This window comes from Kitasatospora sp. NPDC085879, assembly GCF_040686255.1.
GTDB lineage: Bacteria > Actinomycetota > Actinomycetes > Streptomycetales > Streptomycetaceae > Kitasatospora.
This window is the reverse complement of the sequence record NZ_JBFBJZ010000001.1, coordinates 134,239-157,215: the sequence shown is the minus strand read 5'-3', so window position 1 is coordinate 157,215 and position 22,977 is coordinate 134,239. Positions and strand designations below refer to the sequence as shown.

Genomic DNA, 22,977 nt, shown 5'->3' with positions numbered 1-22,977 from the left:
TGTGACCGCCGCTCACAGGCTCCCGCGCGTCCCGGGCACGTGGCAGGCTGGGGCGGTGGACGGATTCCTGGGGTGGGCCGCCCGGTTGGGCGCGGGCGAGGTGGTGGCGGGGGCGCTGCTGTTCAACGTCGGGCTGCTCGCCGCGGCGGTGGCCGCCGGGCAGCTGCTGGTCCGGCGGTACGGCGACCGGCGGGTGGCACCCGTCCCCGGGCCGGTGACCGGCGCGGAGGTCGCGCTGACGGTGGTCGCGGTCGTGCTCAACAGCGGTGTGGGGGTGGCCGGCTGGGCGCTGTGGAAGGCGGGCCGGATCAGCCTGTCCGCCGCGACCGGCCCGCGGGTGCTGCTCGAACTCCTGGCGTTCACCCTGGTCATGGACGCGCTGGCGTACGCGGGGCACTGGATCGCGCACCGCCGCCGGCTGTACCGGCTGGCGCACGAGATGCACCACCGCTATCCGGATCCCCGGCCCTCCACGCTGTTCGTGCTGCACCCGCTGGAGGTGATGGGCTTCGGCGGGGCGTGGCTGACGATCCTGACGGTGTGGGAGCTGTCGGCGCTCGCGCTCGGCGGGTTCGTGCTGCTCAACCTGGCGTTCGGGCTGCTCGGCCACCTCGGGGTGGAGCCGCTGCCGGCCCGGGTGCGGCGGCGGCCGCTCTTCCGCTGGGTGGCGCTGCCGATGTTCCACGTCGGCCACCATCTCGACCCGGGCGTGAACTTCGGTTTCTACACGACCGTGTGGGACCGCCTGTTCGGCACCGTCGACCCGGCGTACGACCGGATGCGACACGCCGTCGACCCTGCCGCCGCCCGGCTGTCGGATGCCCTTCAATCACCGGCATGAGCTGTCTCTTCTGCGAGGTCGTGGCCGGTGGTTCGGACACCCACCGGGTGTTCGAGGACGAGGCCGCGGTGGCCTTCCTGGACAACCGTCCGCTGTTCCCCGGCCATGTGCTGGTGGTGCCGCCGCGGCACGTGCCGACCCTGACCGACCTGCTGCCGGACGAGATCGGGCCGTACTTCGCCCGGGTCCAGCGGATCGCCGCGGCCGTGGAGTCGGCGATGGCGGCGGCGGGCAGCTTCGTCGCCGCGAACAACCGGATCAGCCAGTCGGTGCCGCACCTGCACGTCCACGTGGTGCCGCGCAATCCCAAGGACGGCCTGCGCGGCTTCTTCTGGCCCCGGACGCGCTACCGGGACGAGGAGCACGCCGCCGGGACGGCCGCCCTGATCCGGTCCGCGCTGGACGCCGGTTGAGCGGGCCCGGCGCCGGCTGTCAGAGGCATGGGGCATGCTCCGCGGCATGGACAAGCAGCAGTTCTGGGATGTGATCGAAGAAGCCCGCAGGCCGGGCCCGGACGACGCCGAGGCCGTCGTCGAGCGGGCCAGCGCCCTCCTCGCCGCCCGCCCGCGGCAGGAGATCATCGCCGCCCAGCAGCTCCTCTGGGACCTGATGGCGGAGTCCTACCGGGGCGACCTGTGGGGCGCCGCGTACCTGATCAACGGCGGCTGCTCGGACGACGGTTTCGACTACTTCCGCGGCTGGCTGATCACCCGGGGACGCGAGGTCTTCGAGCGGGCCGTCGCCTCGCCCGACAGCCTCGCCGAGCTGCCGGTCGTCCGCGCGGCGGCCGCGGAGTACGAGGAGATGGAGTGCGAGGGCACCCTCGGCCTGGCCTGGGACGCGCACCTCGCCGCCACCGGCGAGCAGTTGTCCGGTGACTGCTACACCATCGCCTACCCGGAGATCGTCTTCGGCTGGGACTTCGAGGACGCGCAGGCCACGGCCCGCGAGCTGCCCCTGCTCTCCGCCCTGTACAGGCGGTGAACCCCGGCGCGCGGGCCCAACGTGCGCGCCCGACACGCGCCTCGGCCATCGGCCGCCCGCGCCGGGGCCCGCGCACAATGACGGTATGACAGGTCTCATGAAGTTCAGCGGAGCCTCGAAGAACCTGACCTTCGACGAACTGGAGAAGTTCGTCCTGGCCGCGCGCAAGGCCGGGGTGGGCGGCAAGCAGCCCGTCACCGCCGTCGTCTCCACCACCGGCAAGCTCAAGCAGCTCCAGGTGTACCTCGACGGGGAGTGATCCGGGCGGCCCGGCCGATCGGGGACAATGGGCGGGTACCGAGTACCTCCATACCGAGGAGACGACGCACGTTGTCCAGCCGGCAGCCCGCCCCCGTGCCCGCCACGGACCGCCCCGACCTGCGGTCCGACTGCTCACACTGCTTCGGCCTGTGCTGCGTCGCCCTGCCGTTCGCCGCCTCCTCGGACTTCGCCTCCACCAAGGACGCGGGCACCCCCTGCGGCAATCTGCAGGCCGACTTCCGCTGCGGCATCCACACCCGGCTCCGCGAGAAGGGCTACCGCGGCTGCACCGTCTTCGAGTGCTTCGGCGCCGGGCAGAAGGTCTCGCAGATCACCTTCGGCGGCGAGGACTGGCGGCAGAACCCGGGCTCGGCCCGGCAGATGTTCGCGGTGTTCCCGGTGCTGCGGCAGCTCCAGGAGCTGCTGCACTACCTCGCCGAGGGCCTCTCCCTGCCCGCCGCCCGGCCCGTCCACCCCGAACTGCGGCGCGCCTTCGAGGCGACCGAGCGCCTCACCCTCGGCACCGCCGAGGAGATCACCGCGCTGGACGTCCCGGCCGTCCGCCAGGAGGTCAACACCCTGCTGCTGCGGGTCGGCGAACTCGTCCGCGCCGGGGTGCCCGGCCGCACCCGCAACCACCGCGGCGCCGACCTGATCGGCGCCCGCCTCAAGGGGGCGAACCTGCGCGGCGCCAACCTCCGCGGCGCCTGCCTGATCGCCGCCGACCTCAACCGCGCCGACCTGCGCAGCGCCGACCTCATCGGGGCCGACCTGCGGGACGCCGACCTGAGCGGCGCCGACCTCACCGGCGCGATCTTCCTCACCCAGGCGCAGGTCAACGCCGCCCGCGGCGACGCCGCCACCCGCCTGCCGACCGGCCTCGACCGCCCGGCCCACTGGTCCGCGGCCCGCTGAGGCCGGCCCGGTGGCCGACCCCGCCGGCGCAGCGGGCGGAAATCGGATGACCGGTCGCGGCACGGTGTCTAGGCTCGCCGGGATGTCCGCGCACAGTTCTGGAGTCCGAGTGACCGACCTGCCGTTCCGCGCCGTCCGGGCCGCTCACGACGAGCGGAGCCTGGTCGTCTACCAGGCGTACCGCGTGGAGATCGCGGAGGCGGCCCTGTCGGCGGGCACGTTCGTCCCGCCGTTCAAGCGGGAGCGGATGACCTGGATCAAGCCCTCGTTCCGCTGGATGATGTACCGCTCGGGCTGGGCGTCCAAGCCGGGCCAGGAACGGGTGTTGGCGGTCCGGATCAGCCGGGCCGGCTTCGAGCAGGCGCTCGCGCTGGCCTGCCCCAGCCATCACGACCGGCGCTGCCACGCCTCTCGCGAGGAGTGGCGGGCCGAGCTGGCGACCAGCCCGGTCCGCGTCCAGTGGGATCCGGAACGGTCCACCCGGCTCGGCGCGTTGGAGCACCGGGCGCTGCAACTCGGCCTGTCCGGGCGGGTGGTGGCCGACTACGTGGACGAGTGGATCCTCGGGATCACCGACGCGACCGCGCTCGCGCACGAGGCCCGGGCACTGGTCCGCGACGGGCGCACCGACCTCGCGGACGCACTGATCCCGGCCGAGACGCCGTACCCGCTGCCCGAGCACCTGGCGGCCCGGATCGGCGCCACCGCCTGACCGGGCGGGCCGCTCAGGCGGGCGGCTCCTGCCGGGCGGCGGGCAGCACCGGCCCCGGCGGCAGGGCGACCTGCGGGTCGGAGGCGCTGCGCACCCGCGTCCAGGAGTCGTGGTCGGCCTGGACGATCTCCTCGTACGCGGCGAGGAACTCCGCGACCTGCGCCGGGTCGGGCTCGTCGTCCGTGAGGCCGGTGCGGTGGAAGGCGAGCCGGCGCTCCAGCGCGGCGAGCCGGTGCACGGTGTCGGAACGCTGCAGCCACAGGGCGCGGTGCGAGAAGAACGCCTGCCAGGCGGCGAGCACGGTGATCGCGGCGCCGAGGCCGAGCGCGACGTCGGACAGCCACCGCCGGGTGGGCTCGCCCACCTGCACGCCGAGCAGCACGGTGATCAGCGCCGAGAGACTGACCGTGGAGATCTGCAGACCGAAGGCGCGCTTGCGGTCGGCATCCCGGCGCCGGGTGCGGATCCGCAGCTGGCCGCGCACCTCCGCCTCCACGAAGGACAGTTGACGACGGACCGGGCTCTCGCCCGCACCGTCCGCAGCGCTCCCCGCCATTGGCCAGCTCCTCTCCCCCGCGGCCGGAACCGCCAGTCTGCCAGCTCGCCCGGCCACCCGTGCGGAATCCGGTGGGACGCGGAACCCGCCCCACCGCGTTAGAAGGTCATGGACCGCACAACGACGACGCGCCCGGCGCCCACCGAGCCGCCGGCCTTCCTCGACTTTGCTGCGGCGAGGGGGCACCACCTGGTCAGAACGGCCTATCTGCTGACCGGTGGTGACGCACACCTCGCCGAGGACCTGGCGCAGGAGACGCTCGGTCGGCTGTTCGGCCGGTGGCGCAAGGTGTCCCGGATGGCGAACCCGGCAGGGTACGCGCAGACCGTCCTGGTCAACACCTTCCTGTCGTACCGGCGCCGGCGCAGCAGCAGCGAACACGTGACGGACACCTTCGCCGAGACGGCGCAGGCCGCACCGGACCCGGCGCTACGGGTGACGCTGCTGAAGGCGCTCGGCGAACTGCCGCCCCAGGACCGGGCGGTGCTGGTGCTCCGCTACTGGGAGGACCGCAGCGCGGAGGAGACCGCGGCGGTGCTGCGGCTCAGCCCGAGCACGGTGCGCTCGCGCAGCAGCCGGGCACTGGCCCGGATGCGGACGGTGCTCGGCGATGACCTCGACGCGCTCGTCCACCCCTGACCGACGACCAGAGTACGAAAGGATGCGGAGAACGACGATGTCCGTCGAGGAGAGCTTCACCACCGTCCTGCGGTCGGCGGCCGACCTAGCCCCCGAGCCGAACGCCCTGGCCTTCGCGCAGGGTGCCGCGGCCCGCGGTGTGCGCCGCCGCCGGCGGCGCCGGGCCAGCGTGCTGGCCGGTGCCGCGGCGATGGTCGCGGCCGTGCTGGCCACCGGTTCGCTGCCGGCCCTGCACGGCGACCGCGCACCGGCGGCCCAGCCCGGGTCCTCGGTCAGCGGGGAGTACATGCGCGACGCCCTGGTCTCGCTGCTGCCGAGCGGCCGGGTCACCAGTGCCATGGGCTTCACCGGGAACGAGAGCGAGGTGAAGGGCGGCCCGTTCGCCGTCGTCGACCTGGAGACGGCGAACACCGGCGGGCAGATCACCCTCTCCGTCGACCGGATCTCCACGCCCGTGACCGAGTCCTCGCGCGGTGCGCACTGCTTCGACCCGTCGGAGCGGGCGACCCAGAGCTGCAGCCGCACGGTGCGGCCGGACGGCTCGGTGCTGATGGTGAACGTGCTGCTGCCGGAGCAGCCCGGCATGGGCAAGACCCTGGTCGCGACGTACACCAGGCCGGACGGGCGCCAGGTGCGCGTCGACACCTACAACCGGGACGGGCGGCCTGAGCCCCCGCTCACCCCCGAGCAGGCGGTCGCGGTGGCGACGAGCGGTGTCTGGGACGTCACGTTCGACGGTGCCCGGGTGACCGACCCGCCGAAGCCCGGGGTGTCCACGCCGCCGCCGTCCGCCCTGCTCGCCACGGTGACGAAGCTGCTGCCGGACGGCGCGGTGGCGGGCCCGGCCGACGGGCTCGCGATGCCGGGCCGGGTGCGGCTGCAGGTCACCCTGGACGGCCGGACGAGCTGGCTCTCGGTCACCGTGGAGCCGAAGTGGCAGGAGGGCGAGCAGTCCGACCCGCGGAGGACGTTCGAGTCCGGCCACGGCCCGGAGCTGACGCACACCGCGGACGGCACCTCCGTGGTGGTCCGCGCCCAGCGGGAGTCCGACGGGACGGACGGCCCGGAGGTGCAGTGGGGCGCCGAGGCTCTCCACCCGGACGGCACCCGGGTGACCGTCGACGAGTGGAACGGCCCCGACGCCCGCACCTTCCTGCCGGGCACCCCAGCCCTCACCGTCGACCAGCTCAGGGCCCTGGCCACCGCCCCCGCGTGGCGCGGCTGACGGGCCGGGTCAGCCCCCGGCCGCCCGCAGGGCCCCGCGCACCCGCTCCCGCGCGGTCACCGCATCCGGTGCGCTGCGCGCGATCGCGGCGAGCCGTCGGCAGTCCGCGAGGGTGCGCCCGGCGAGGGCGGCCCGGACCTCGGGGAGGCAGGCGGGTGCCGCGGAGAGTCCGGTGACGCCGAGGCCGACGAGGACGAGCGCGAGGTCGGGGTCGGCGGCGGCCTCGCCGCACACCCCGACCGGCACGCCGTGCGGCGCGGCCCCCTGCGCGGTGGCCGCGACCAGGTCGAGCAGTGCGGGCTGCCACGGGTCGAGCAGATCGGCGAGGGCGCCGAGGGTGCGGTCGGCGGCGAAGGTGTACTGGGCGAGGTCGTTGGTGCCGATGCTGAGGAAGTCGCAGGCCTCGGCGAGCCGGTCGGCGCGCAGTGCGGCGGCCGGCACCTCCACCATGGCCCCGGCGAGGGGGAGGCCGTGGGCGCGCACCCGCGCCGCGAAGTCGGCGGCCTCGGCGGGCAGCGACACCATGGGCGCCATGACCCGGACCTCGGCGCCGCTGCCGCGGGCGGCCGCGGCGACGGCGGCGAGCTGGGTCTCCAGCAGCTGCGGGTCGCGGGTGGCGGTGCGCAGTCCGCGGACGCCGAGCGCGGGGTTCTCCTCGTCGGCGGCGGTGGCGAAGGGCAGCGGTTTGTCGGCGCCGGCGTCCAGGGTGCGGACGGTGACGCGGCGTCCGGCGAAGGCTTCGAAGACGGCCCGGTAGGCGGCGGTCTGCTCCGCGAGGCCGGGTGCCTGCTCGCGGTCGAGGTAGAGGAACTCGGTGCGGAACAGGCCGACGCCCTCGGAATCGGCGGCGGCCGCGGCGGCGAGTTCGTGCGCGGCACCGAGGTTGACCAGCAGCGCGACGGGGTGTCCGTCGGCGGTGCGGCCCGGTCCGGTGCTGCGGGCGGCGCGGGCCCGGCGGGCCCGGTCCTCCTCGGTCGCGCGCCGGACGGCCTCGGGCGCCGGGTCGGGGTGGACGGTGCCGTCCGCGGCGAGGACGAGCACGCTCTGCCCGTCCCGCAGCGCGCCGGCACCGGCGCAGCCGACGACGGCGGGCAGGCCGAGCGCCTTGGCGAGGATCGCGGTGTGGCTGGTGGGGCCGCCGCGGACGGTGACCAGGGCGAGCACCTTGGCGGGGTCGAGGTCGGCGGTGTCGGCCGGCGCGAGGTCGTCGGCGACGAGGACGCAGGGGTGCCCCGGGTCGGGCAGGCCCGGCGGGGGCAGTCCGAGCAGCCGCGCGACTGCGCGGTCACGGAGGTCGTCGAGGTCGGCGGCGCGTTCGGCGAAGTAGCCGCCTGCGGCGAGCAGCGCGCCCCGGAAGCCCTCGTAGGCGGCGGTGACGGCGTGCGGGCCGTCGGTGCCGGCGGCGACGAGTTCGGCGGCCCGGACGGCGAGCACCGGGTCGGCGGCGATCATCGCCTGTGCGGTGAGGACGTCGGCCGCGGTGCCGCCGGCCCGGGCGGCGCGGGCCTCCAGGTCGGCGACGACCGCGGCGAGGGCGGCCCGGACGGCTGCCGTCTCGCCCGCCGGGTCGGTGACCGGGCGGGGCGGCGGCAGCTCCGGGGCCGGGGCCGCCTTGGCGACCGGCCCGGCGGCGACGCCGCGTCCGACTCCGATGCCGGTGAGGGGTGCGCCGGTCACCGGACGGCGTCCAGGTCGTCGGCGAGCAGCGCGGCGAGTTCGCCGAGGGCGGCCCGGGCGGCGGTCTCGTCGCCGTCGGCGGTGAGTTCCAGGGTGTCGCCGTGGCCGGCGGCGAGGGAGAGGACGGAGAGCAGGCTGCGGGCGTCCACCGGGGTCTGGCCGGGGCGGCCGACGCCGACCTTGACGCTCTGCCGGGCGGCGGCCTGGACGAAGAGGGAGGCGGGCCGGGCGTGCAGGCCGCTCTGCGAGCCGACGGTGACCTGGAGCTGGGGCATGGGGAGTCCTTCGGGGTTCACGCGGGTGGGGTTCACGCGGGTGGGTCCGGTCGGGGTGCGGGCGGGCCGGAACGGGGCCGCAGGCCCGGTACCGGCGGTGGGGGCGGGCCGCGGGTACCGGGCGGTCGGGTGGGTTACGCGCCCGTCACCGGGCCGTTCATTTGGTTTTACGCCCGGTTCGCTCGCCATGTCAACGCAATCGGGCAGAAATCCCACATGTTCGGACTCTTGATTTTCCGGGGCTTCCGCGTATCGTCGGAGGCAACCAGGCGTAAACAGACATGAACGGACCCGATCCCACATGTACGCTCCCGAGCGTCAGCAGCAGATCCTGCAGCTCGCCCAGAGCAGGGGCCGCGTCGACGTCCCCTCGCTCGCCGAGGAGTTCAACGTCACCCAGGAGACCATCCGGCGCGACCTCAGCACCCTCGACCGGGCCGGGCTGCTGCGCCGCGTGCACGGCGGGGCACTGCCCGCCGGCGCGCTGCACCTGGAGCCCGGGCTCGCCGAGCGGGACTCCACCGCCGCGGACGAGAAGGAGCGGATCGCCAGGGCCGCGCTGGCCCTGCTGCCCGCCGAGGGCAGCGTGCTGCTGGACGCCGGCACCACCGTCTCCCGGCTGGCGGCGCTGCTGCCCGCGGACAGCACGCTGACCGTGGTCACCAACGCGCTGCCGGTCGCGGCCCGCCTGGCCGACCACCCGTCGCTCTCGCTGCACCTGGTCGGCGGCCGGCTCCGGCACCGCACCCACGCGGCCGTCGACGACTGGGCGCTGCGCGCGCTCGCCGACGTGCACGCCGACGTGGCCGTGGTGGCCACCAACGGCTTCTCGCCGGAGGGCGGGCTCTCCACGCCGGACCTCGCCGAGGCCGCGGTGAAGCGGGCGATGATCGCGGGGGCGCGCCGGATCGTGCTGGTCGCGGACTCCTCCAAGTACGGGGCCCGGCACTTCGCCCGGTTCGGCTCGCTGGAGCAGGTCGACGTCCTGGTCACCGACACCGGGCTGACCGACCGGCAGACCGCAGAGATCGAACTACTCGGACCGGAAGTGATCCGCGCATGATCGTCACCGTCACCCCCAATCCCAGCCTCGACCGCACCTACGAGCTGCCCGAGCTCGCCCGCGGCGAGGTGAACCGGGCCACCGGGGACCGGCTGGACCCGGGCGGAAAGGGCGTGAACGTGGCCCGTGCGCTGACCGCGGCCGGCCACCGCACCGCCGCCGTACTGCCGCTCGGCGGTGCCCCCGGCCGGCTGCTGGCCGAGCTGCTGCACCGTCAGGACATCGACGTGGCGGCCGTCCCGGTGGCCGGCGACACCCGGATCAACGTGTCGATCGTCGAGCGCGGCGGCCCGCTCACCAAGGTCAACGCGCCCGGCCCGCACCTGTCCGCCGAGGAGTCCGCGGCCCTGCTCGCCGCGGTCCGCCGGCAGGCCGCCGGCGCGGACGTGGACTGGCTGGCCTGCTGCGGCAGCCTGCCGCGCGGCCTCGCCCCCGCCTGGTACGCCGAGCTGGTCGCCGAGGCGCACCGGGGTGGCGCACGGATCGCGGTGGACACCTCCGGCCCGGCCCTGCTCGCCTCGCTGGCGGCCGGCCCGGACGTGGTCAAGCCCAACCGGGAGGAGCTCGCCGAGGCGGTCGGCCGGCCGGTCGCGACCCTCGGCGCGGCGCTGGACGCGGCCCACCGGCTGCGCGAGCTGGGCGCCCAGCAGGTGCTGGCCAGCCTGGGCCCGGACGGGATGCTGCTGGTCGCCGATGACGGCGCCTGGTACGGCACGGCGCCGGTGGACGAGGTCCGCAGCGACGTCGGCGCCGGCGACGCCTCGCTGGCCGGCTTCCTGAGCGCGGGCGGCAGCGGCCCCAAGGCGCTGGCCTCCGCGCTGGCGCACGGTGCGGCGGCCGTCCGGCTTCCCGGCAGCGTGATGCCGATCCCGGCGGATCTGGAGCCGGACGGCGTCGTGGTGACCGCCGACATGCCGAGGGAGCTGCCGTTGGGTCGCTGAACCACGGGCGGCCCTGAGGGCCGCGGACGCGCACCGGCCGCCGTGCGGCCGACCGGAAGGACCTGGGGGCAGGAACCGACCACGCAGCACCGATGCACGACTGGTGAAGGACCGACACGATGAGCGACAACGGCAGACTGATCACACCTGCGCTCGTGGATCTCTACCTCGCCCCCGACGACAAGACGGAGGCCCTCCGCGCCCTGGCCCAGCGGCTGGCCGCCGACGGCCGGGTCACCGACCTCGACGGCTTCCTCGCCGACGTGGCCGCCCGCGAGGCGCAGGCGCCGACCGGCCTGGGTGACGGGATCGGCATCCCGCACTGCCGCTCGGCCCACGTCACCCGGCCGAGCCTGGCGTTCGGCCGCAGCACCCGCGGCCTGGACTTCGCCGCCCCGGACGGACGGCCGGCCGACCTGGTCTTCCTGATCGCCGCGCCGGACGGCGCGGACGACGCCCATCTGCAGATCCTCGCCGCGCTGGCCCGCCGACTGATGGACCCGGAGTTCACCGGCGCGCTGCGCTCGGCGACCGACCCGGGCACGGTGGCCGCCCTGGTCAACGGCGAGGACGCCCCTGCCGCGCCCGGGGCCCCGGAGCCGGCTGCCACGCCCGAGGCCGCGAAGCCGGCCGCCGCGGGCCCGCGGCTGGTCGCGGTGACCTCCTGCCCGACCGGCATCGCGCACACCTACATGGCCGCCCAGGCCCTGGAGCAGGCCGCCGCCCGGGCCGGCGCCGACATCCGGGTGGAGACCCAGGGCTCGGCCGGTTCGACCCCGCTGGACCCGGCGGTGATCGCGGCCGCGGACGCGGTGATCCTCGCGCACGACGTGGAGGTCCGCGACCGCGCCCGGTTCGCCGGCAAGCCCACGGTGGACGTCGGAGTGAAGGCGGGCGTCAACCGCGCGGACGAGCTGGTCGCCGAGGCCGTGGCACTGGCCGCGGCCGCCCCTGCCCGCACCGCGGAGCCGGCGACCGCCCCGGTGCCGGCGCAGCGGCAGGAGCACTGGGCGAGGCGGCTGCGCGGCTACCTGATGACGGGCGTCAGCTACATGATCCCGTTCGTCGCGGCGGGCGGTCTGCTGATCGCGCTGGGCTTCGCGCTCGGCGGGTACCGGATCTCCTCGGCGCCGTCGGTGGTCGGCCACTTCGACTGGGCCTCCCAGCACAGCTGGGCGGCGCTGCTCTTCCAGACCGGCGCGGCCGCGTTCGGCTTCCTGGTGCCGATCCTGGCCGGGTTCATCGCGTACGCGATCGCGGACCGGGCGGCACTGGCCGCGGGCATCGTCGGCGGCGCGGTCTCGGTGACGGTCGGCGCGGGCTTCCTGGGCGGTATCGCCGCCGGTCTGATCGCGGGCCTGCTGGTGCGCTGGATGGTCGGCTGGAAGGTGCCGCGGGGGATCGCCGGGATCATGCCGGTGGTGGTGATACCGCTGCTGTCGGTGGCCGTGGTCGGCTTCCTGATGTTCGTGGTGCTGGGTTCGCCGATCGCTTCCGCGATGTCGGCGCTGACGGACTGGCTGAACGGCCTGTCGGGCACCAACGCGATCCTGCTCGGCCTGCTGCTGGGCGCGATGATGGCCTTCGACATGGGCGGTCCGCTGAACAAGGTGGCGTACACCTTCGCGGCCGGCGCGCTGACGACCGCGGGCTCGGTGCCGGACGCGGGCAGCCTGAAGGTGATGGCCGCGGTGATGGCGGCCGGGATGACGCCGCCGCTGGGCCTGGCGCTGGCGACCACCGTGCGGCGCCGGCTGTTCACCCGCGAGGAGCGGGAGAACGGCAAGGCGGCCTGGGTGCTCGGCGCCTCGTTCATCACCGAGGGCGCGATCCCGTTCGCGGCGGCCGACCCGCTGCGGGTGATCCCCTCGGCGATTGCGGGCAGCATGGTCGCGGGCGGCCTGACGATGGCCTTCGGTTCGACGCTGCGGGCCCCGCACGGCGGCATCTGGGTGCTGCCGCTGATCGGCAGCCCGATGCTCTACCTGGTGGCGATCGCCGCCGGCACGGTGGTCACCGCCGGTCTGGTGATCCTGCTGAAGGGGCTGCGCCGGCCCGTCCCGGCGGCCGCGCCGGAGACGGAGCCCTCGGGCAAGGTGCTGGCGGCGGCCTGACGACACGTCACCTTCGGGGTGCGGTGCGCGACCTGCGCGCCGCACCCCGTCGTCATGCCGCGGGCGGGGCGGCGAGCAGTCGGCGGCAGTGCTCGACGAAGCCGGCCAGCGCGAACTCGAAGGCGGCGTCGGCGCGCGGGGCGGGGCTGGCGGCGAGGGCGGCGGCGAGCCGGGGGGTGGCGGTCTCGTCGCCGACCTCCCACATGGTCTCGGGGGCGGCGTGGTCCAGGGCGGAGCCGAGGACGAGGTTCTCCAGCCCGGTGAGCACCGGCATGACGTCCGGCAGCGCGAAGCCGGCCTCGCCCAGCACGCCGACCGCCTGCTCGTAGTACGTCAACACGCGCGGTTCCCGGACGGGTGACAGCGTCAGCAGCGGGATGGTCCGGGGGTGGGCGGCGAAGGCGGCCCGGTAGGAGCGGGCCCAGGCGACCAGGGCGGTGTCCCAGGGCCGCAGGTCGAGCGTGGAGGCGTCGATGGCGGCGACGACCCGTTCGCGGAGCAGCTCGACCACGCCTGCCCGGCCCTCCACGTGGTGGTAGACGGACGCGGTCTGCACGCCGAGCCGCTTGGCGATCTGCGGCACGCTGAAGTCGCCGTGCTCGTCGACCAGCGCCAGCGCGGTGGCGCCGATCCGCTCCTTGTCCAGCAGGGCCTTGCTCGGCCGCCCCATCCGTACTCCCAGCTCGAAGGTCTTCCCAGATGCTACGGCCGCGGTCTACAGTGCCGAAAACCGAAAGCCTTTAGGTTTACGCCGGTCCCCCGCTCCCCCGCCGCCGTACGAAGGGCACCCCCATGTCCGTGACCACCCAGGCATCCCCGCCGCAGGCCGACCAGACGCTCAGAGCCGGCAGCCTCGGCACCGGCGACATCACCTTCTTCGTGGTCTCCGCCGCCGCCCCGCTCACCGTGATGGCCGGCGTCGCCCCGTTCGCCCTGGCCATCGGCGGCATCGGCGCCCCGGTCGCCTACCTGATCGCGGGCGCCGTGCTCGCGGTCTTCGCCGTCGGCTTCACCACCATGGGCCGGCACGTCTCCAACGGCGGCGCCTTCTACGCCTACATCACCCGTGGCCTCGGCCGCCCGGCCGGCATCGCCGGCGCGATCCTCGCTCTGCTCGCCTACAACGGCCTGCAGATCGGCATGTACGGCCTGATCGCCACCAGCACCCGGACCACCCTGCACGCCCTGTTCGGCCTGGACGTGCCCTGGCAGCCGATCGCCCTGGTCTCCGTCGGCGTGGTCTGGTTCGCGGGGTACCGCTCCATCGACTTCGGCGCCAAGGTGCTCGGCGTCCTGCTCGTCGCCGAGACCGGCATCCTCGTCCTGCTCGCCGGCGGCGTCCTGCTCCGCGGCGGCGCCCACGGCCTGCACCTGGACTCCTTCGCCCCGCAGCACGCCTGGACGCCCGGCACCGGCGCCGTCCTCGCCTTCGCCTTCGCCGCCTTCTGCGGCTTCGAGTCCACCGCCATCTACCGCTCCGAGGCCCGCGACCCACGCCGCACCGTCCCCCGCGCCACCTACCTCGCGGTCGGCTTCCTCGGCCTGTTCTACGCCTTCATGGTGTGGACGGTCGTCCAGGCCTTCGGCGCCGACGGCGTGCTGCAGGCCGTCGCCGCAGACCCGGCCGGCCTGTTCTTCACCGCCACCACCGAGTACGTCGGCAGCTGGGCCGCCGACGCCATGCACGTCCTCATCGTCACCAGCGTCTTCGCCTCCCTGCTGGCCTTCCACAACGCCATCACCCGCTACGGCCACGCGCTCGCCCACGAGGGCGTGCTGCCCGCCGCGCTCGGGCGGGTCCACCCCCGGCACCGCTCCCCGTACCTCGCCGGCGCCGCGCAGAGCGTCCTCGCCCTCGTCGTGGTGGCCGGCTTCGCCCTCGCCGACGCCGACCCGTACGCCCAGCTGCTGCTCTGGGTGAACAGCCCCGGACTGCTCGGCATCGTGCTGCTGCAGGCGCTCACCGCGATCGCCGTGCTGGTGCACTTCCGCAGGATCCGGCACCGCGAGGGCGCCCTGCGCACCGTGTGGGCCCCCGCCGGCGCGGCGGTGCTGCTGCTCGGCGCGCTCTACCTGCTGATCGACAAGATCGAGTACCTGACGGCGGCCGGCACCGGCACCAACCTGCTGCTGGTCCTGCTCGTCCCGGCCGTCCTCGCCGTCGGCCTGCTGGTCGCCGCCCGGCTGCGCCGCACCCGCCCCGACGCCTACGCCCGGTTCGCGGCCGAGACCGCCGGGGCCACAGCGTCCGCCGAGACCGCCGACCACTGACGAACCCGAGGAGCACCCCTTGGCCACCGCCGACCTGCTGCTGACCGGCGCCCGTGTCCGCACCCTGGACCCCGCCCGCCCCCACGCCACCGCGGTCGCCGTCACCGACGGCCTGATCACCGCGGTCGGCGACGACCTCGCCGGGCTGCGCAGCCCCCGAACCACCGTCCTCGACCTGGGCGGCGCCACCCTCACCCCCGGCCTCACCGACGGCCACATGCACCCGCTGATGGGCCTGGAACTCGCCACCGGCCTCGACCTCGGCGGCTGCCGCACCCTCGACGAGCTGCGGGCGGTGCTCGCCGACGCCGCCCGCCGCACCCCGCCCGGCGGCTGGATCACCGGCTGGAACCTCGACCACAACACCTTCGGCGACCGCCCGATCAGCCGCGACCTCGTCGAGGACGTGCTCGGCGGCGCCCCCGCCCTGCTCCGTCTCTACGACGCGCACTCCGCGCTCGCCTCCGGCGCCGCCCTGGCCGCCGCCGGCATCGACGGCCCGCACCGCTTCGCCCAGCGCGCCGAGGTGGTCTGCGACGCCGACGGCCGGCCCACCGGCCACCTGGTCGAGCACGCCGCGATCGACCTCGTCGCCCGCCTCGTCCCGCCCGCCCCCGCCGCCGAGCGCCGCGCCCGGCTGCTGGAGCTGCTGCACGGCATGGCCGCGACCGGCCTCACCGCCGGCCACGTCATGGACCTCCAGACCGCGGACGCCCTGGAGCTACTCACCGGCCTGGAGGACACGGCCGACCTGCCGGTCCGGCTGCGCCTCCACCCGTGGTGCATGCCCGGCGACGGCGAGGAGGGCGTCGACCACCTGATCGGCCTGCAGAAGCGGGCCGGCCGCGACTGGCTGGTCGGCGGCGTCAAGTTCTTCATCGACGGCACCGTCGAGGGCGGCACCGCCTGGCTGGAGCACCCCGACTGCCACGGCCAGGGCACCGAGGCCTTCTGGCCCGACCCGGCCGAGTACGCGCGGGCACTGCACCGGCTGGACGCGGCCGGCGTGGCCACCGCCACGCACGCCATCGGCGACGCCGGCGTCCGGCACGTCCTGGACACCGTCGAGGCACTCGGCACCCCGCGCGCCCGGCACCGGATCGAGCACATCGAGACCGTCCCGGACAGCCAGCTGCCGCGGTTCGCCGCCCTCGGCGTCGCCGCCTCCATGCAGCCGGGCCACACCGCCTACACCCGGGCCGACCACTCCGACGCCTGGTCCCAGCGGCTCGGCACCGAACGCGCCGACCGCGCCTGGCGCTGCCGCGACCTGCGCGAGGCCGGCGCCACCCTGGTGCTCGGCTCGGACTGGCCGATCGCACCGTACGACGCCCGCGGGGTGCTCGCCGCGGCCCGGCTGCGCCGCCCGGCCGGCTCGCCGGACACCGTCCCCGTCCGGCCGGAGCAGGCGCTCACCGGGCTGATGGCGCTGGAGGGGTGCACCACGCACGCGGCCCGGGCGATCGGCGAGCAGGCCGTGGCCGGTCGGATCGCCCCCGGCTACCGCGCCGACCTCACCGCCTTCGCCCTCGACCCGGTGGACGCCCCCGCCGACGAGGTCGCCGACGCCCCCGTCCTGCTCACCGTGGTCGCCGGCCGGATCGTCCACCGCACCGTCTGAACAGTCCGACCTACGGCCAGAGCAGCGTGCTGGTCCAGGCGGCCCGGCCGATCCCGGGCCCGGTGCGGGTGTACCGCAGCCGGACGTGCCGGCGGCCCGGGTCGCCCTGCCAGAACTCCACCTCGGCGGCGCGCAGCGTGTAGACGGTGTGCCCGGCGGCCACCAGCTCCGGGTCGGTCTCCAGCAGCAGCTGGGCCTCGTCGGCCGCCAGGTCGTACGCCGCGAGCGAGCCGAGCGGCTCGCTCTGCCGGCCCACCAGCGAGGACACCTTGGCGCCGGGCGAGCGCCCGCGGAACTCGTCCGCCGAGACGCCCGGCGGGGCGGCCTCGACGGCCCCCCGGACCCGGACCTGACGCCCCAGCGGCGGCCAGTACACGCTGAGCGCGGCCATCGGGCTGAGCGCCAGCTGGCGGCCCTTGGGGCTGTCCGCCTCGCCGGCGAAGACCCAGGTGCCCTCGGCCGCGTCCACGTCGCGCAGCACCAGCGCCCGGGCGTCCGGGACGCCGTCGGCGTCGACCGTGGAGAGGGTCATCACCTGAGGGTCGAGCACGCCCGCCTCGAAGGCCTGCACCAGCCAGTCCACGAAGAGCGGTCCCGGCTCGGCCGGGGCCAGGTCCGGGTCGAAGAGCGGCAGCTCGCGGACCATCGGCGGCCGGTCGCGCAGCATCTCGCCGACCGGGCTCGGCCGGTACCTGTCGAACCCGTCGCCCGCCACCATCGGCCTCCCGTTCCGTTCGTTCGTCCCGATGCCACCACCGTACTCAGTGGTGGAAACCGACGCGGTCCGCCTCGTGCGGATGTCCCTGTTCGAGCCGCTTGATCGCCCGGCGCATGTCCTCGGCGAGCAGCTCGATCTCGTCCCGGTCGACGCCGTGCCGCACCAGGACGCGCTGGATGACCGTCTCCTGGCGGTCCGGCGGCAGCGGGTACGAGGGCACCTGCCAGCCGCGCATCCGCAGCAGGTCGGAGAGGTCGTACAGACTCCAGCTGACCGAGTCCGGGTCGGTCAGCGTGTAGGAGACGGCCGGCAGTGCGCCGACGCCGTCGTAGAGCAGGGTGAAGGGGCCCATCTCGGCGACCTGCCGGGCGAGATGCTGCGCGGTGTCGGCGCAGACCTGGTAGACCCGCCGGTACCCCTCGCGGCCCAGGCGCAGGAACATGAAGTACTGGGTGACGACCTGTCCGCCGGGGCGGGAGAAGTTCAGGGCGAGGGTCGGCATGTCCCCGCCGAGGTAGTCGACGTGGAAGACCAGGTCGTCCGGCAGCGCGGCCTGGTCCCGCCACAGCGCCCAGCCGACACCGAGCGGGGCCATGCCGTACTTGTGGCCCGAGGCATTGATCGAGGCGACCCGCGGCAGGCGGAAGTCCCAGACCAGGTCACGGTGGAGGAAGGGCGCGATGAACCCGCCGGACGCCGCGTCGACGTGCAGCGGCACATCGAGGCCGCTCTCCACCTGCATGCGGTCCAGCTCGGCCGCGATCTCCGCGACCGGCTCGTAGGTGCAGGTGTAGGTCACACCGAGGATCGCGACGACACCGATGGTGTTCTCGTCGACGTACTCGCGCAGCTGGTGCGGCTGCAGGCCGGTCGCCCCGGGCTCCACCGGCACCTGGCGCAGCTCCACGTCGAAGTACCGGGCGAACTTCTCCCAGCACACCTGCACCGGCCCGCACACCAGGTTCGGGCGCTCGGTGGAGAGGCCGGCGGCGCGCCGCCGGTCCCGCCACCGCCACTTCAGGGCGAGGCCGCAGAGCATGGCCGCCTCGCTGGAGCCGGTGGTCGAGCAGCCGACCGCGTTGGTGCCGGCGGCACCGGCCGGGGCGTGCCAGAGGTCGGCGAGGATGTTCACGCAGCGGGACTCGATCTCCGCGGTCTGCGGGTACTCGTCCTTGTCGACGATGTTCTTGTCGAGGCACAGGTCCATCAGACGGCGGACCTCGTCGTCAGCCCAGGTGGTGCAGAAGGTGGCGAGGTTCTGCGCGGCGTTGCCGTCCAGCAGCAGCTCGTTGCGCAGCAGTTGGAAGACCACCGACGGCGGCGCAGGGAAGTCCGGCATGGCCCGCTTCGGCAGCGGGCGCTCGCTCAGCGGCGAGGCGAAGATGTCGACGGCCGGGTCGGCCGCCGGTTCCTGGGCGTTGTGCAGAGCCACCGCGGCACCTCTTCGTGTTTGTCCGACAGCTTCCTCCCGGACCCTACGGTCGGCCGCCGGGCCCCGACAGCGGGTGTACTCCATCCCGGGCGGGTGCGGCCGGGCCCGACCCGCGTCCGGCACCCGGACGGCGCAGTCCCGATTGCCGGGACTCCGGACCGGACGGACGGTCGGGACATCCGCACGTCTCCGAAAGGGAGATCGCCATGGCGTCCACCTCCGTCCCTCCGGGCACCCCCGCGGGCGGCCCGCCCACGCGTTCGTACAGCGGCTGGGTCACCGGCCTGGCCTTGTTCGCGGGCGTGGTCATGCTGGTCACCGGCCTGCTCGACCTGTTCCAGGGGATCGTGGCCGTCGCCCAGGACGACCTGATCGTGACCACGCCGCGTTACGTGTTCCGTTTCGACGTGACCGCCTGGGGCTGGACCCACATCGTGCTCGGCATCCTGGTCGCCGTGATCGGCACCTTCGTGCTGCGCGGCATCACCTGGGCCCGTTACGCGGGCATGGGGCTGGCCGCGCTGAGCGCCATCGCCAACTTCCTGTGGCTGCCGTACTACCCGGTGTGGAGCGGGGTGCTGATCACGCTGGACATCCTCGTGATCTGGGCGCTGGCCCTGTACCACGAGGACTGAGCAGGGCCTCTGCGGACCGGCCGCGGCACCCCGGGCGGGTGCCGCGGCCGCCCGCGTCCCCGGGCAGGCCCTAGGCTGCCGGGCATGCCCAGTGGTGACACCTCAGGACCGCTCGACCTCGGCCTGCTGCGGACCTTCCTGGCCGTGCACCGCTCCGGCTCCTTCACCGCCGCCGCCCGGCTCCTGCGGCTCTCCCAGCCCACCGTCACCGCGCAGATCCGCACCCTGGAGCAGCAGCTCGGCCGGCCGCTGTTCGAACGGCTGCCGCGCGGGGTCGCCGCCACCGCCGCGGCGGACGCCCTCGCCGCGGAGGTCGCCGGCCCGCTGGACGCGCTCGCGGCCGTCGCCGAGCGGGGCGCCGACGGCACGGAGGCGGCGGCCGAACCGGTGCACCTCGCGGGGCCGGCCGAGTTCCTGAGCGTCTGCGCGCTGCCCGCCCTCGCCCAGCTGGTCGGGGCCGGACTTCGGCTGCGCGTCACCGCCGGGCTCACCGACGACCTGCTGGCCGGGCTGCGGGCCGGCCAGCACGACCTGGTGGTGGCCACCTCCCGGCCGCGCGGGCGGGCGCTCAGCGCCGTCCCGCTCGCCGACGAGGAGTTCGTGCTGGTCGCCGGGCCCGACTGGGCCGGGCGGATCGGCCCCGGACGGGTCGCCGCGGAGGGGCCGGCCGCGCTGCGCGGTGTGCCGCTGGTCGTCTACGCCGAGGACCTGCCGATCGCCCGCCGGTACTGGCGGCACGTCTTCGGCACCCGGCTGACCGGGCCGGCCGCCGCCGTGGTGCCCGACCTGCGCGGGGTGGCCGCGGCGGTCGCCGCGGGCGCCGGGATCAGCGTGCTGCCCCGCTACCTGTGCGCGGCCGGACTCGCCGCCGGCACGCTGGTGCCGCTGCTGGAACCGGACGACCCGCCGATCAACACGGCCTGGCTGGTCCGGCGGGCCGGCGCCGCCGAACCCCGCCCGGTCGCGCGGGTCCGCGAACGGCTGCTCGCGGCGGCGCCCGGCTGGTGAAACGTCAGAGACCCACCGCGGCGGGGTCGGCGGCGAGGGCGCGCATCGGCTCGCGCGCGTCCTCGACCAGTCGGCGGGCCGCGAGGTCGAGGAAGCCGCCGACACCACTGACCTCCGCGGCGAGGGTGCCGTCCGCCTTCACGATCGTCTGCTCGACGCCGAAGGTCTTGCCGCCGCCCCACACGAACCGGCAGCTGACCGCCACCTCGTCACCGGCCCGCAGCTCCCGCCGGTAGCGGATCGTCGTCTCCAGCACCACCGGCCCGACGCCCTTCGCCAGCAGATCGGCCTGCCGGATCCCGGCGTGCTCCAGGTACGCCCAGCGGGCGTGCTCGGCGTACTGGAGGTAGACCGACTGGTTGAGGTGGCCCTGCGAATCGGTCTCGTAGCCGCGGACGGTGATCGGCACAGTGAATTCGGTCATGCCCCGAACAGTACGGGGCATCGTGCCGGGGGCGCCGTGGAATGGCGGGTGCGCCGTCAGGGGCGCGGGGAACTCTCCTATGCGTCGAGGTGGGTGGGGGCGAACATGCGGAGGAGGGCGGGGAGGACGACCACGCTCGGGCCTGGGGTGGTCAGGGCGGTGGCGAGGTCGGCCCGGAGGGTCTCCCGGGTGGTGGCGGTGGCCGGGACGCCGAAGGACCCGGCGAGGCGGAGGAAGTCCGGGCGGGCGAGTTCGGTGGCGGTGGCCTCGCCGAAGGTGTCGGTCATGTATTCGCGGAGGATGCCGTACCCGCCGTCGTCCACGATGAGCCAGGTGACGTCGAGGTCGTGCTGGCGGGCGGTGGCGAGTTCGGCGATCGAGTACATGGCGCCGCCGTCGCCGGAGACGGCGAGGACGGGGCGGCCGGGCAGGGCGGCGGCCGCGCCGAGGGCGGCCGGGAAGCCGTAGCCGAGGCCGCCTGCGCCCTGCGCGGAGTGCATGGCGCCGGGCCGGCGGGCGTCCCACGCGGACCAGGCCCAGTAGCCGAGGATGGTCATGTCGAAGAAGGCCGGGGAGTCGTCCGGCAGTGCGGCCCGCACCGCGGCCAGCACCTGCTGCTCCAACTCCAGCCCCTGGCCGTCGATCCGGGCCCGGACCCGCTTCAGCAGGTCGGCGGCGACCGCCTCCGCGCGGCCGTCGGGCTCCCGTCCCGGGACGGAGTCGGCGAGGGCGGCGAGGGCGAGCCGGGCGTCCGCGTGGATGCCGAAGGCGGGGTGGTTGGACTCGAGCTTTCCGAGGTCGGCCTCGACCTGGATCAGCTGCCCGTGCGGGGCGAACGTGTGGTAGTTGCTGGAGAGTTCGCCGAGGCCGGAGCCGACGACGAGCAGGACGTCGGCGTTCTCCAGCAGTTCGGTGGTGTGCCGGTCCTCCAGCCAGGACTGCAGCGAGAGCGGGTGCTCCCAGGGGAAGGCGCCCTTGGCACCGAAGGTGCAGGCCACCGGGGCACGCAACAGCTCGGCCAGACGCAGCAGTTCGTCGGTCGCGCCGGCCCGGACGACTCCGCCGCCGGCGAGGATCACCGGGTTCTCGGCCTCGGCGAGCAACACCGCGGCCTCGGCGACGAGTTCGGCACGCGGCGCCAGCGGCCGGGGCTCGGCCCGCAGTCCGGTGACCCGCGGCACGGTGGTGGGGGCGAGCAGCACGTCCTGCGGGATCTCGACCCAGACCGGCCCGTACGGGACGGTGAGCGCGGACTCCCACGCGGCGGCCAGCGCGGAGGGGATCTGCGAGGCGGTGCGCGCGGTGTGCACGGACTTCACCACGTCGCGGAAGCTGGCCTGCTGGTCGACGAGTTCGTGCAGGTAGCCGCGGCGGCGGCCGCCGAGTCCGGCGGAGGGGATCTGCGAGGAGACGGCGAGCACGGGGGCGGAGGCGGCGGCGGCCTCCTGCAGGGCGGCGAGCGAGGTGAGCGCGCCGGGGCCGGTGGAGAGGAACAGCGGGGCGACGGTGCCGGCGGTGCGGGCGTAGCCGTCGGCGGCGAAGCCGGCGTTGTTCTCCACCCGCAGGCCGACGTAGCGGAGCCGGGAGCGGCGCAGCGCGTCGAACAGGCCGAGGGCGTGCTGGCCGGGGAGGCCGAAGACGGTTTCGGCGCCGAGGTTGGCGAGGGACTCGACGACCAGGTCGCCGCCGTTGCGGACGTGGGTCATGCGCGCTCCTCGGCGATCCGGCGGGCCATCAGGGTGGTCAGCTCGTAGGCGGTGTGGGAGGCGGCCACGGAGGTGATCTCGGCGTGGTCGTAGGCGGGGGCGACCTCGACGAGGTCGGCGGAGACGAGGTTGCAGCCGGCCAGTCCGCGGAGGATCTCCAGGAGTTCGCGGGAGGTGAGGCCGCCCGCCTCGGGGGTGCCGGTACCGGGGGCGTGTGCGGGGTCGAGGACGTCGATGTCGATGGAGACGTACAGCGGGCGGTCGCCGATCCGCTCGCGGAGCTGCTGGGCGATCTCGTCGACGCCGCGGCGCATCACGTCGGCGGAGGTGACGATGCCGAAGCCGAGCTTCTCGTCGTCGGTGAGGTCCTGGCGGCCGTAGAGCGGGCCGCGGGTGCCGACGTGGCTGAGGGCGGAGGTGTCGAGGATGCCCTCCTCGACGGCGCGGCGGAAGGGGGTGCCGTGGGTGTACTCGGCGCCGAAGTAGGTGTCCCAGGTGTCGAGGTGGGCGTCGAAGTGGAGCAGGGCGACCGGGCCGTGCTTGTCGGCGACGGCGCGCAGCAGCGGCAGGGCGATGGTGTGGTCACCGCCGAGGGTCATCAGCCGGGCGCCGGTGGCGAGCAGGTCGCGGGCGGCGGCCTCGACGGTGTCGACGGCCTCGTTGATGTCGAACGGGTTGGCCGCGATGTCGCCGGCGTCGGCGACCTGGGCGAGCGCGAACGGCGAGGCGTCCTGCGCCGGGTTGTAGGGCCGCAGCAGGCGGCTGGCCTCGCGGATCGCGTTGCCGCCGAACCGCGCGCCCGGCCGGTAGGAGACCCCGGTGTCGAACGGGACGCCGACCACGGCGATGTCGGTGCTGCCGACCTCGTCCAGGCGGGGCAGCCGGGCGAAGGTGGCGGGGCCGGCGTAGCGCGGGACGCGGGACGAGTCGATCGGGCCGCGCGGTTCGGTGGTGCTCAT

The 22,977-nt window shown here is 75.1% G+C and carries 24 protein-coding genes; 15 read left to right on the top strand and 9 right to left on the bottom strand.

The window, feature by feature from the left end; genetic code table 11:
- Positions 1–55: 55 nt before the first annotated feature.
- The 6 genes from AB0P35_RS00680 (at position 56) to AB0P35_RS00655 (ending at position 3,713) form a co-directional block, all read left to right on the top strand.
- Positions 56–841 (top strand): sterol desaturase family protein, encoded by a 786-nt coding sequence (locus AB0P35_RS00680; protein ID WP_363504468.1) that lies wholly within the window; start codon positions 56–58, stop codon positions 839–841.
- A complete protein-coding gene (locus tag AB0P35_RS00675) occupies positions 838–1,254 on the top strand; it encodes an HIT family protein (protein ID WP_363504465.1) in 417 nt (138 codons plus the stop codon). The genes AB0P35_RS00680 and AB0P35_RS00675 overlap by 4 nt, the downstream gene beginning before the upstream one ends.
- A 46-nt stretch (positions 1,255–1,300) precedes the next feature.
- Positions 1,301–1,825 carry a DUF4240 domain-containing protein gene (locus tag AB0P35_RS00670; protein ID WP_095875333.1) on the top strand — a complete coding sequence of 175 codons (525 nt, stop codon included), beginning with the start codon at positions 1,301–1,303 and terminating at the stop codon, positions 1,823–1,825.
- 85 nt (positions 1,826–1,910) lie between these two features.
- Positions 1,911–2,084, top strand: coding sequence for a hypothetical protein (locus AB0P35_RS00665; protein ID WP_363504462.1), 174 nt, complete (start codon positions 1,911–1,913; stop codon positions 2,082–2,084).
- Between the two features lie 71 nt (positions 2,085–2,155).
- Entirely contained in the window at positions 2,156–3,001 is an 846-nt protein-coding gene (locus AB0P35_RS00660) for a pentapeptide repeat-containing protein (RefSeq protein WP_363504459.1), read from the top strand.
- Between the two features lie 109 nt (positions 3,002–3,110).
- Complete coding sequence (locus AB0P35_RS00655) at positions 3,111–3,713, top strand: DUF4291 domain-containing protein (protein ID WP_363504456.1); 603 nt, start codon at positions 3,111–3,113, stop codon at positions 3,711–3,713.
- A gap of 13 nt (positions 3,714–3,726) precedes the next feature.
- Here AB0P35_RS00655 and AB0P35_RS00650 read toward each other — a convergent pair whose 3' ends face one another.
- Positions 3,727–4,269 carry an SLATT domain-containing protein gene (locus tag AB0P35_RS00650; RefSeq protein ID WP_363504453.1) on the bottom strand — a complete coding sequence of 181 codons (543 nt, stop codon included), beginning with the start codon at positions 4,267–4,269 and terminating at the stop codon, positions 3,727–3,729.
- A gap of 108 nt (positions 4,270–4,377) precedes the next feature.
- Between AB0P35_RS00650 and AB0P35_RS00645 the strand changes: the two genes are divergently transcribed.
- Positions 4,378–4,908 carry a SigE family RNA polymerase sigma factor gene (locus AB0P35_RS00645; RefSeq protein ID WP_363504450.1) on the top strand — a complete coding sequence of 177 codons (531 nt, stop codon included), beginning with the start codon at positions 4,378–4,380 and terminating at the stop codon, positions 4,906–4,908.
- Between the two features lie 37 nt (positions 4,909–4,945).
- The gene (locus AB0P35_RS00640) at positions 4,946–6,133 is read left to right on the top strand and encodes a hypothetical protein (protein WP_363504447.1); all 1,188 of its coding nucleotides are present in this window, start codon (positions 4,946–4,948) and stop codon (positions 6,131–6,133) included.
- Positions 6,134–6,142: 9 nt separating this feature from the next.
- Here the strand turns inward: AB0P35_RS00640 and AB0P35_RS00635 are convergent, their stop codons facing one another.
- Both AB0P35_RS00635 and AB0P35_RS00630 read right to left on the bottom strand, forming a co-directional pair.
- Positions 6,143–7,810 (bottom strand): putative PEP-binding protein, encoded by a 1,668-nt coding sequence (locus AB0P35_RS00635; RefSeq protein WP_363504444.1) that lies wholly within the window; start codon positions 7,808–7,810, stop codon positions 6,143–6,145.
- Entirely contained in the window at positions 7,807–8,085 is a 279-nt protein-coding gene (locus tag AB0P35_RS00630; RefSeq protein ID WP_363504441.1) for an HPr family phosphocarrier protein, read from the bottom strand. Before AB0P35_RS00630 ends, AB0P35_RS00635 begins: the two co-directional genes overlap by 4 nt.
- 301 nt (positions 8,086–8,386) lie before the next feature.
- Between AB0P35_RS00630 and AB0P35_RS00625 the strand changes: the two genes are divergently transcribed.
- The 3 genes from AB0P35_RS00625 (at position 8,387) to AB0P35_RS00615 (ending at position 12,203) form a co-directional block, all read left to right on the top strand.
- The gene (locus tag AB0P35_RS00625) at positions 8,387–9,148 is read left to right on the top strand and encodes a DeoR/GlpR family DNA-binding transcription regulator (protein WP_095872420.1); all 762 of its coding nucleotides are present in this window, start codon (positions 8,387–8,389) and stop codon (positions 9,146–9,148) included.
- Entirely contained in the window at positions 9,145–10,089 is a 945-nt protein-coding gene (pfkB, locus tag AB0P35_RS00620) for a 1-phosphofructokinase (protein WP_363504438.1), read from the top strand. The genes AB0P35_RS00625 and pfkB overlap by 4 nt, the downstream gene beginning before the upstream one ends.
- Before the next feature lie 119 nt (positions 10,090–10,208).
- Complete coding sequence (locus tag AB0P35_RS00615; protein WP_363504435.1) at positions 10,209–12,203, top strand: fructose-specific PTS transporter subunit EIIC; 1,995 nt, start codon at positions 10,209–10,211, stop codon at positions 12,201–12,203.
- A gap of 52 nt (positions 12,204–12,255) precedes the next feature.
- On the opposite strand, the gene AB0P35_RS00610 is transcribed toward AB0P35_RS00615, so the two are convergent.
- Entirely contained in the window at positions 12,256–12,873 is a 618-nt protein-coding gene (locus tag AB0P35_RS00610; RefSeq protein WP_363504433.1) for a TetR/AcrR family transcriptional regulator C-terminal domain-containing protein, read from the bottom strand.
- 122 nt (positions 12,874–12,995) lie between these two features.
- On the opposite strand from AB0P35_RS00610, the gene AB0P35_RS00605 reads away from it, so the two are divergent.
- Positions 12,996–14,474 (top strand): APC family permease, encoded by a 1,479-nt coding sequence (locus tag AB0P35_RS00605; protein ID WP_363504430.1) that lies wholly within the window; start codon positions 12,996–12,998, stop codon positions 14,472–14,474.
- Between the two features lie 19 nt (positions 14,475–14,493).
- Positions 14,494–16,095 (top strand): amidohydrolase, encoded by a 1,602-nt coding sequence (locus AB0P35_RS00600; RefSeq protein WP_363504427.1) that lies wholly within the window; start codon positions 14,494–14,496, stop codon positions 16,093–16,095.
- 10 nt (positions 16,096–16,105) lie between these two features.
- Here AB0P35_RS00600 and AB0P35_RS00595 read toward each other — a convergent pair whose 3' ends face one another.
- Positions 16,106–16,813 carry a pyridoxamine 5'-phosphate oxidase family protein gene (locus AB0P35_RS00595; RefSeq protein WP_363504424.1) on the bottom strand — a complete coding sequence of 236 codons (708 nt, stop codon included), beginning with the start codon at positions 16,811–16,813 and terminating at the stop codon, positions 16,106–16,108.
- Positions 16,814–16,856: 43 nt separating this feature from the next.
- Positions 16,857–18,239: a glutamate decarboxylase gene (locus AB0P35_RS00590; protein ID WP_363504952.1), complete on the bottom strand. Its 1,383-nt coding sequence runs from the start codon at positions 18,237–18,239 to the stop codon at positions 16,857–16,859.
- A gap of 212 nt (positions 18,240–18,451) precedes the next feature.
- Here AB0P35_RS00590 and AB0P35_RS00585 point away from each other — a divergent pair, with 212 nt between their 5' ends.
- Together AB0P35_RS00585 and AB0P35_RS00580 are read left to right on the top strand one after the other, a co-directional pair.
- Positions 18,452–18,880, top strand: a complete 429-nt coding sequence (locus AB0P35_RS00585) for a hypothetical protein (protein ID WP_363504421.1) — start codon at positions 18,452–18,454, stop codon at positions 18,878–18,880.
- 84 nt (positions 18,881–18,964) lie between these two features.
- Positions 18,965–19,888: a LysR family transcriptional regulator gene (locus AB0P35_RS00580; RefSeq protein WP_363504418.1), complete on the top strand. Its 924-nt coding sequence runs from the start codon at positions 18,965–18,967 to the stop codon at positions 19,886–19,888.
- 4 nt (positions 19,889–19,892) lie between these two features.
- Here AB0P35_RS00580 and AB0P35_RS00575 read toward each other — a convergent pair whose 3' ends face one another.
- The 3 genes from AB0P35_RS00575 to speB form a co-directional block, all read right to left on the bottom strand.
- Positions 19,893–20,312 carry an acyl-CoA thioesterase gene (locus AB0P35_RS00575; RefSeq protein ID WP_363504415.1) on the bottom strand — a complete coding sequence of 140 codons (420 nt, stop codon included), beginning with the start codon at positions 20,310–20,312 and terminating at the stop codon, positions 19,893–19,895.
- Positions 20,313–20,389: 77 nt separating this feature from the next.
- Positions 20,390–22,018, bottom strand: coding sequence for a thiamine pyrophosphate-binding protein (locus AB0P35_RS00570; RefSeq protein WP_363504412.1), 1,629 nt, complete (start codon positions 22,016–22,018; stop codon positions 20,390–20,392).
- Complete coding sequence (gene speB, locus AB0P35_RS00565) at positions 22,015–22,977, bottom strand: agmatinase (RefSeq protein WP_363504410.1); 963 nt, start codon at positions 22,975–22,977, stop codon at positions 22,015–22,017. The genes AB0P35_RS00570 and speB overlap by 4 nt, the downstream gene beginning before the upstream one ends.

Excerpts from the sequence above, each read along its gene's own strand:
- AB0P35_RS00675 (WP_363504465.1), top strand. The coding sequence starts at position 838 with ATGAGCTGTCTCTTCTGCGAGGTCGTGGCCGGTGGTTCGGACACCCAC.
- AB0P35_RS00670 (WP_095875333.1), top strand. The coding sequence starts at position 1,301 with ATGGACAAGCAGCAGTTCTGGGATGTGATCGAAGAAGCCCGCAGGCCG.
- AB0P35_RS00665 (WP_363504462.1), top strand. The coding sequence starts at position 1,911 with ATGACAGGTCTCATGAAGTTCAGCGGAGCCTCGAAGAACCTGACCTTC.
- AB0P35_RS00650 (WP_363504453.1), bottom strand. The coding sequence starts at position 4,269 with ATGGCGGGGAGCGCTGCGGACGGTGCGGGCGAGAGCCCGGTCCGTCGT.
- AB0P35_RS00645 (WP_363504450.1), top strand. The coding sequence starts at position 4,378 with ATGGACCGCACAACGACGACGCGCCCGGCGCCCACCGAGCCGCCGGCC.
- AB0P35_RS00640 (WP_363504447.1), top strand. The coding sequence starts at position 4,946 with ATGTCCGTCGAGGAGAGCTTCACCACCGTCCTGCGGTCGGCGGCCGAC.
- AB0P35_RS00630 (WP_363504441.1), bottom strand. The coding sequence starts at position 8,085 with ATGCCCCAGCTCCAGGTCACCGTCGGCTCGCAGAGCGGCCTGCACGCC.
- AB0P35_RS00625 (WP_095872420.1), top strand. The coding sequence starts at position 8,387 with ATGTACGCTCCCGAGCGTCAGCAGCAGATCCTGCAGCTCGCCCAGAGC.
- pfkB (WP_363504438.1), top strand. The coding sequence starts at position 9,145 with ATGATCGTCACCGTCACCCCCAATCCCAGCCTCGACCGCACCTACGAG.
- AB0P35_RS00615 (WP_363504435.1), top strand. The coding sequence starts at position 10,209 with ATGAGCGACAACGGCAGACTGATCACACCTGCGCTCGTGGATCTCTAC.
- AB0P35_RS00610 (WP_363504433.1), bottom strand. The coding sequence starts at position 12,873 with ATGGGGCGGCCGAGCAAGGCCCTGCTGGACAAGGAGCGGATCGGCGCC.
- AB0P35_RS00605 (WP_363504430.1), top strand. The coding sequence starts at position 12,996 with ATGTCCGTGACCACCCAGGCATCCCCGCCGCAGGCCGACCAGACGCTC.
- AB0P35_RS00595 (WP_363504424.1), bottom strand. The coding sequence starts at position 16,813 with ATGGTGGCGGGCGACGGGTTCGACAGGTACCGGCCGAGCCCGGTCGGC.
- AB0P35_RS00585 (WP_363504421.1), top strand. The coding sequence starts at position 18,452 with ATGGCGTCCACCTCCGTCCCTCCGGGCACCCCCGCGGGCGGCCCGCCC.
- AB0P35_RS00580 (WP_363504418.1), top strand. The coding sequence starts at position 18,965 with ATGCCCAGTGGTGACACCTCAGGACCGCTCGACCTCGGCCTGCTGCGG.
- AB0P35_RS00575 (WP_363504415.1), bottom strand. The coding sequence starts at position 20,312 with ATGACCGAATTCACTGTGCCGATCACCGTCCGCGGCTACGAGACCGAT.
- AB0P35_RS00570 (WP_363504412.1), bottom strand. The coding sequence starts at position 22,018 with ATGACCCACGTCCGCAACGGCGGCGACCTGGTCGTCGAGTCCCTCGCC.
- speB (WP_363504410.1), bottom strand. The coding sequence starts at position 22,977 with ATGAGCACCACCGAACCGCGCGGCCCGATCGACTCGTCCCGCGTCCCG.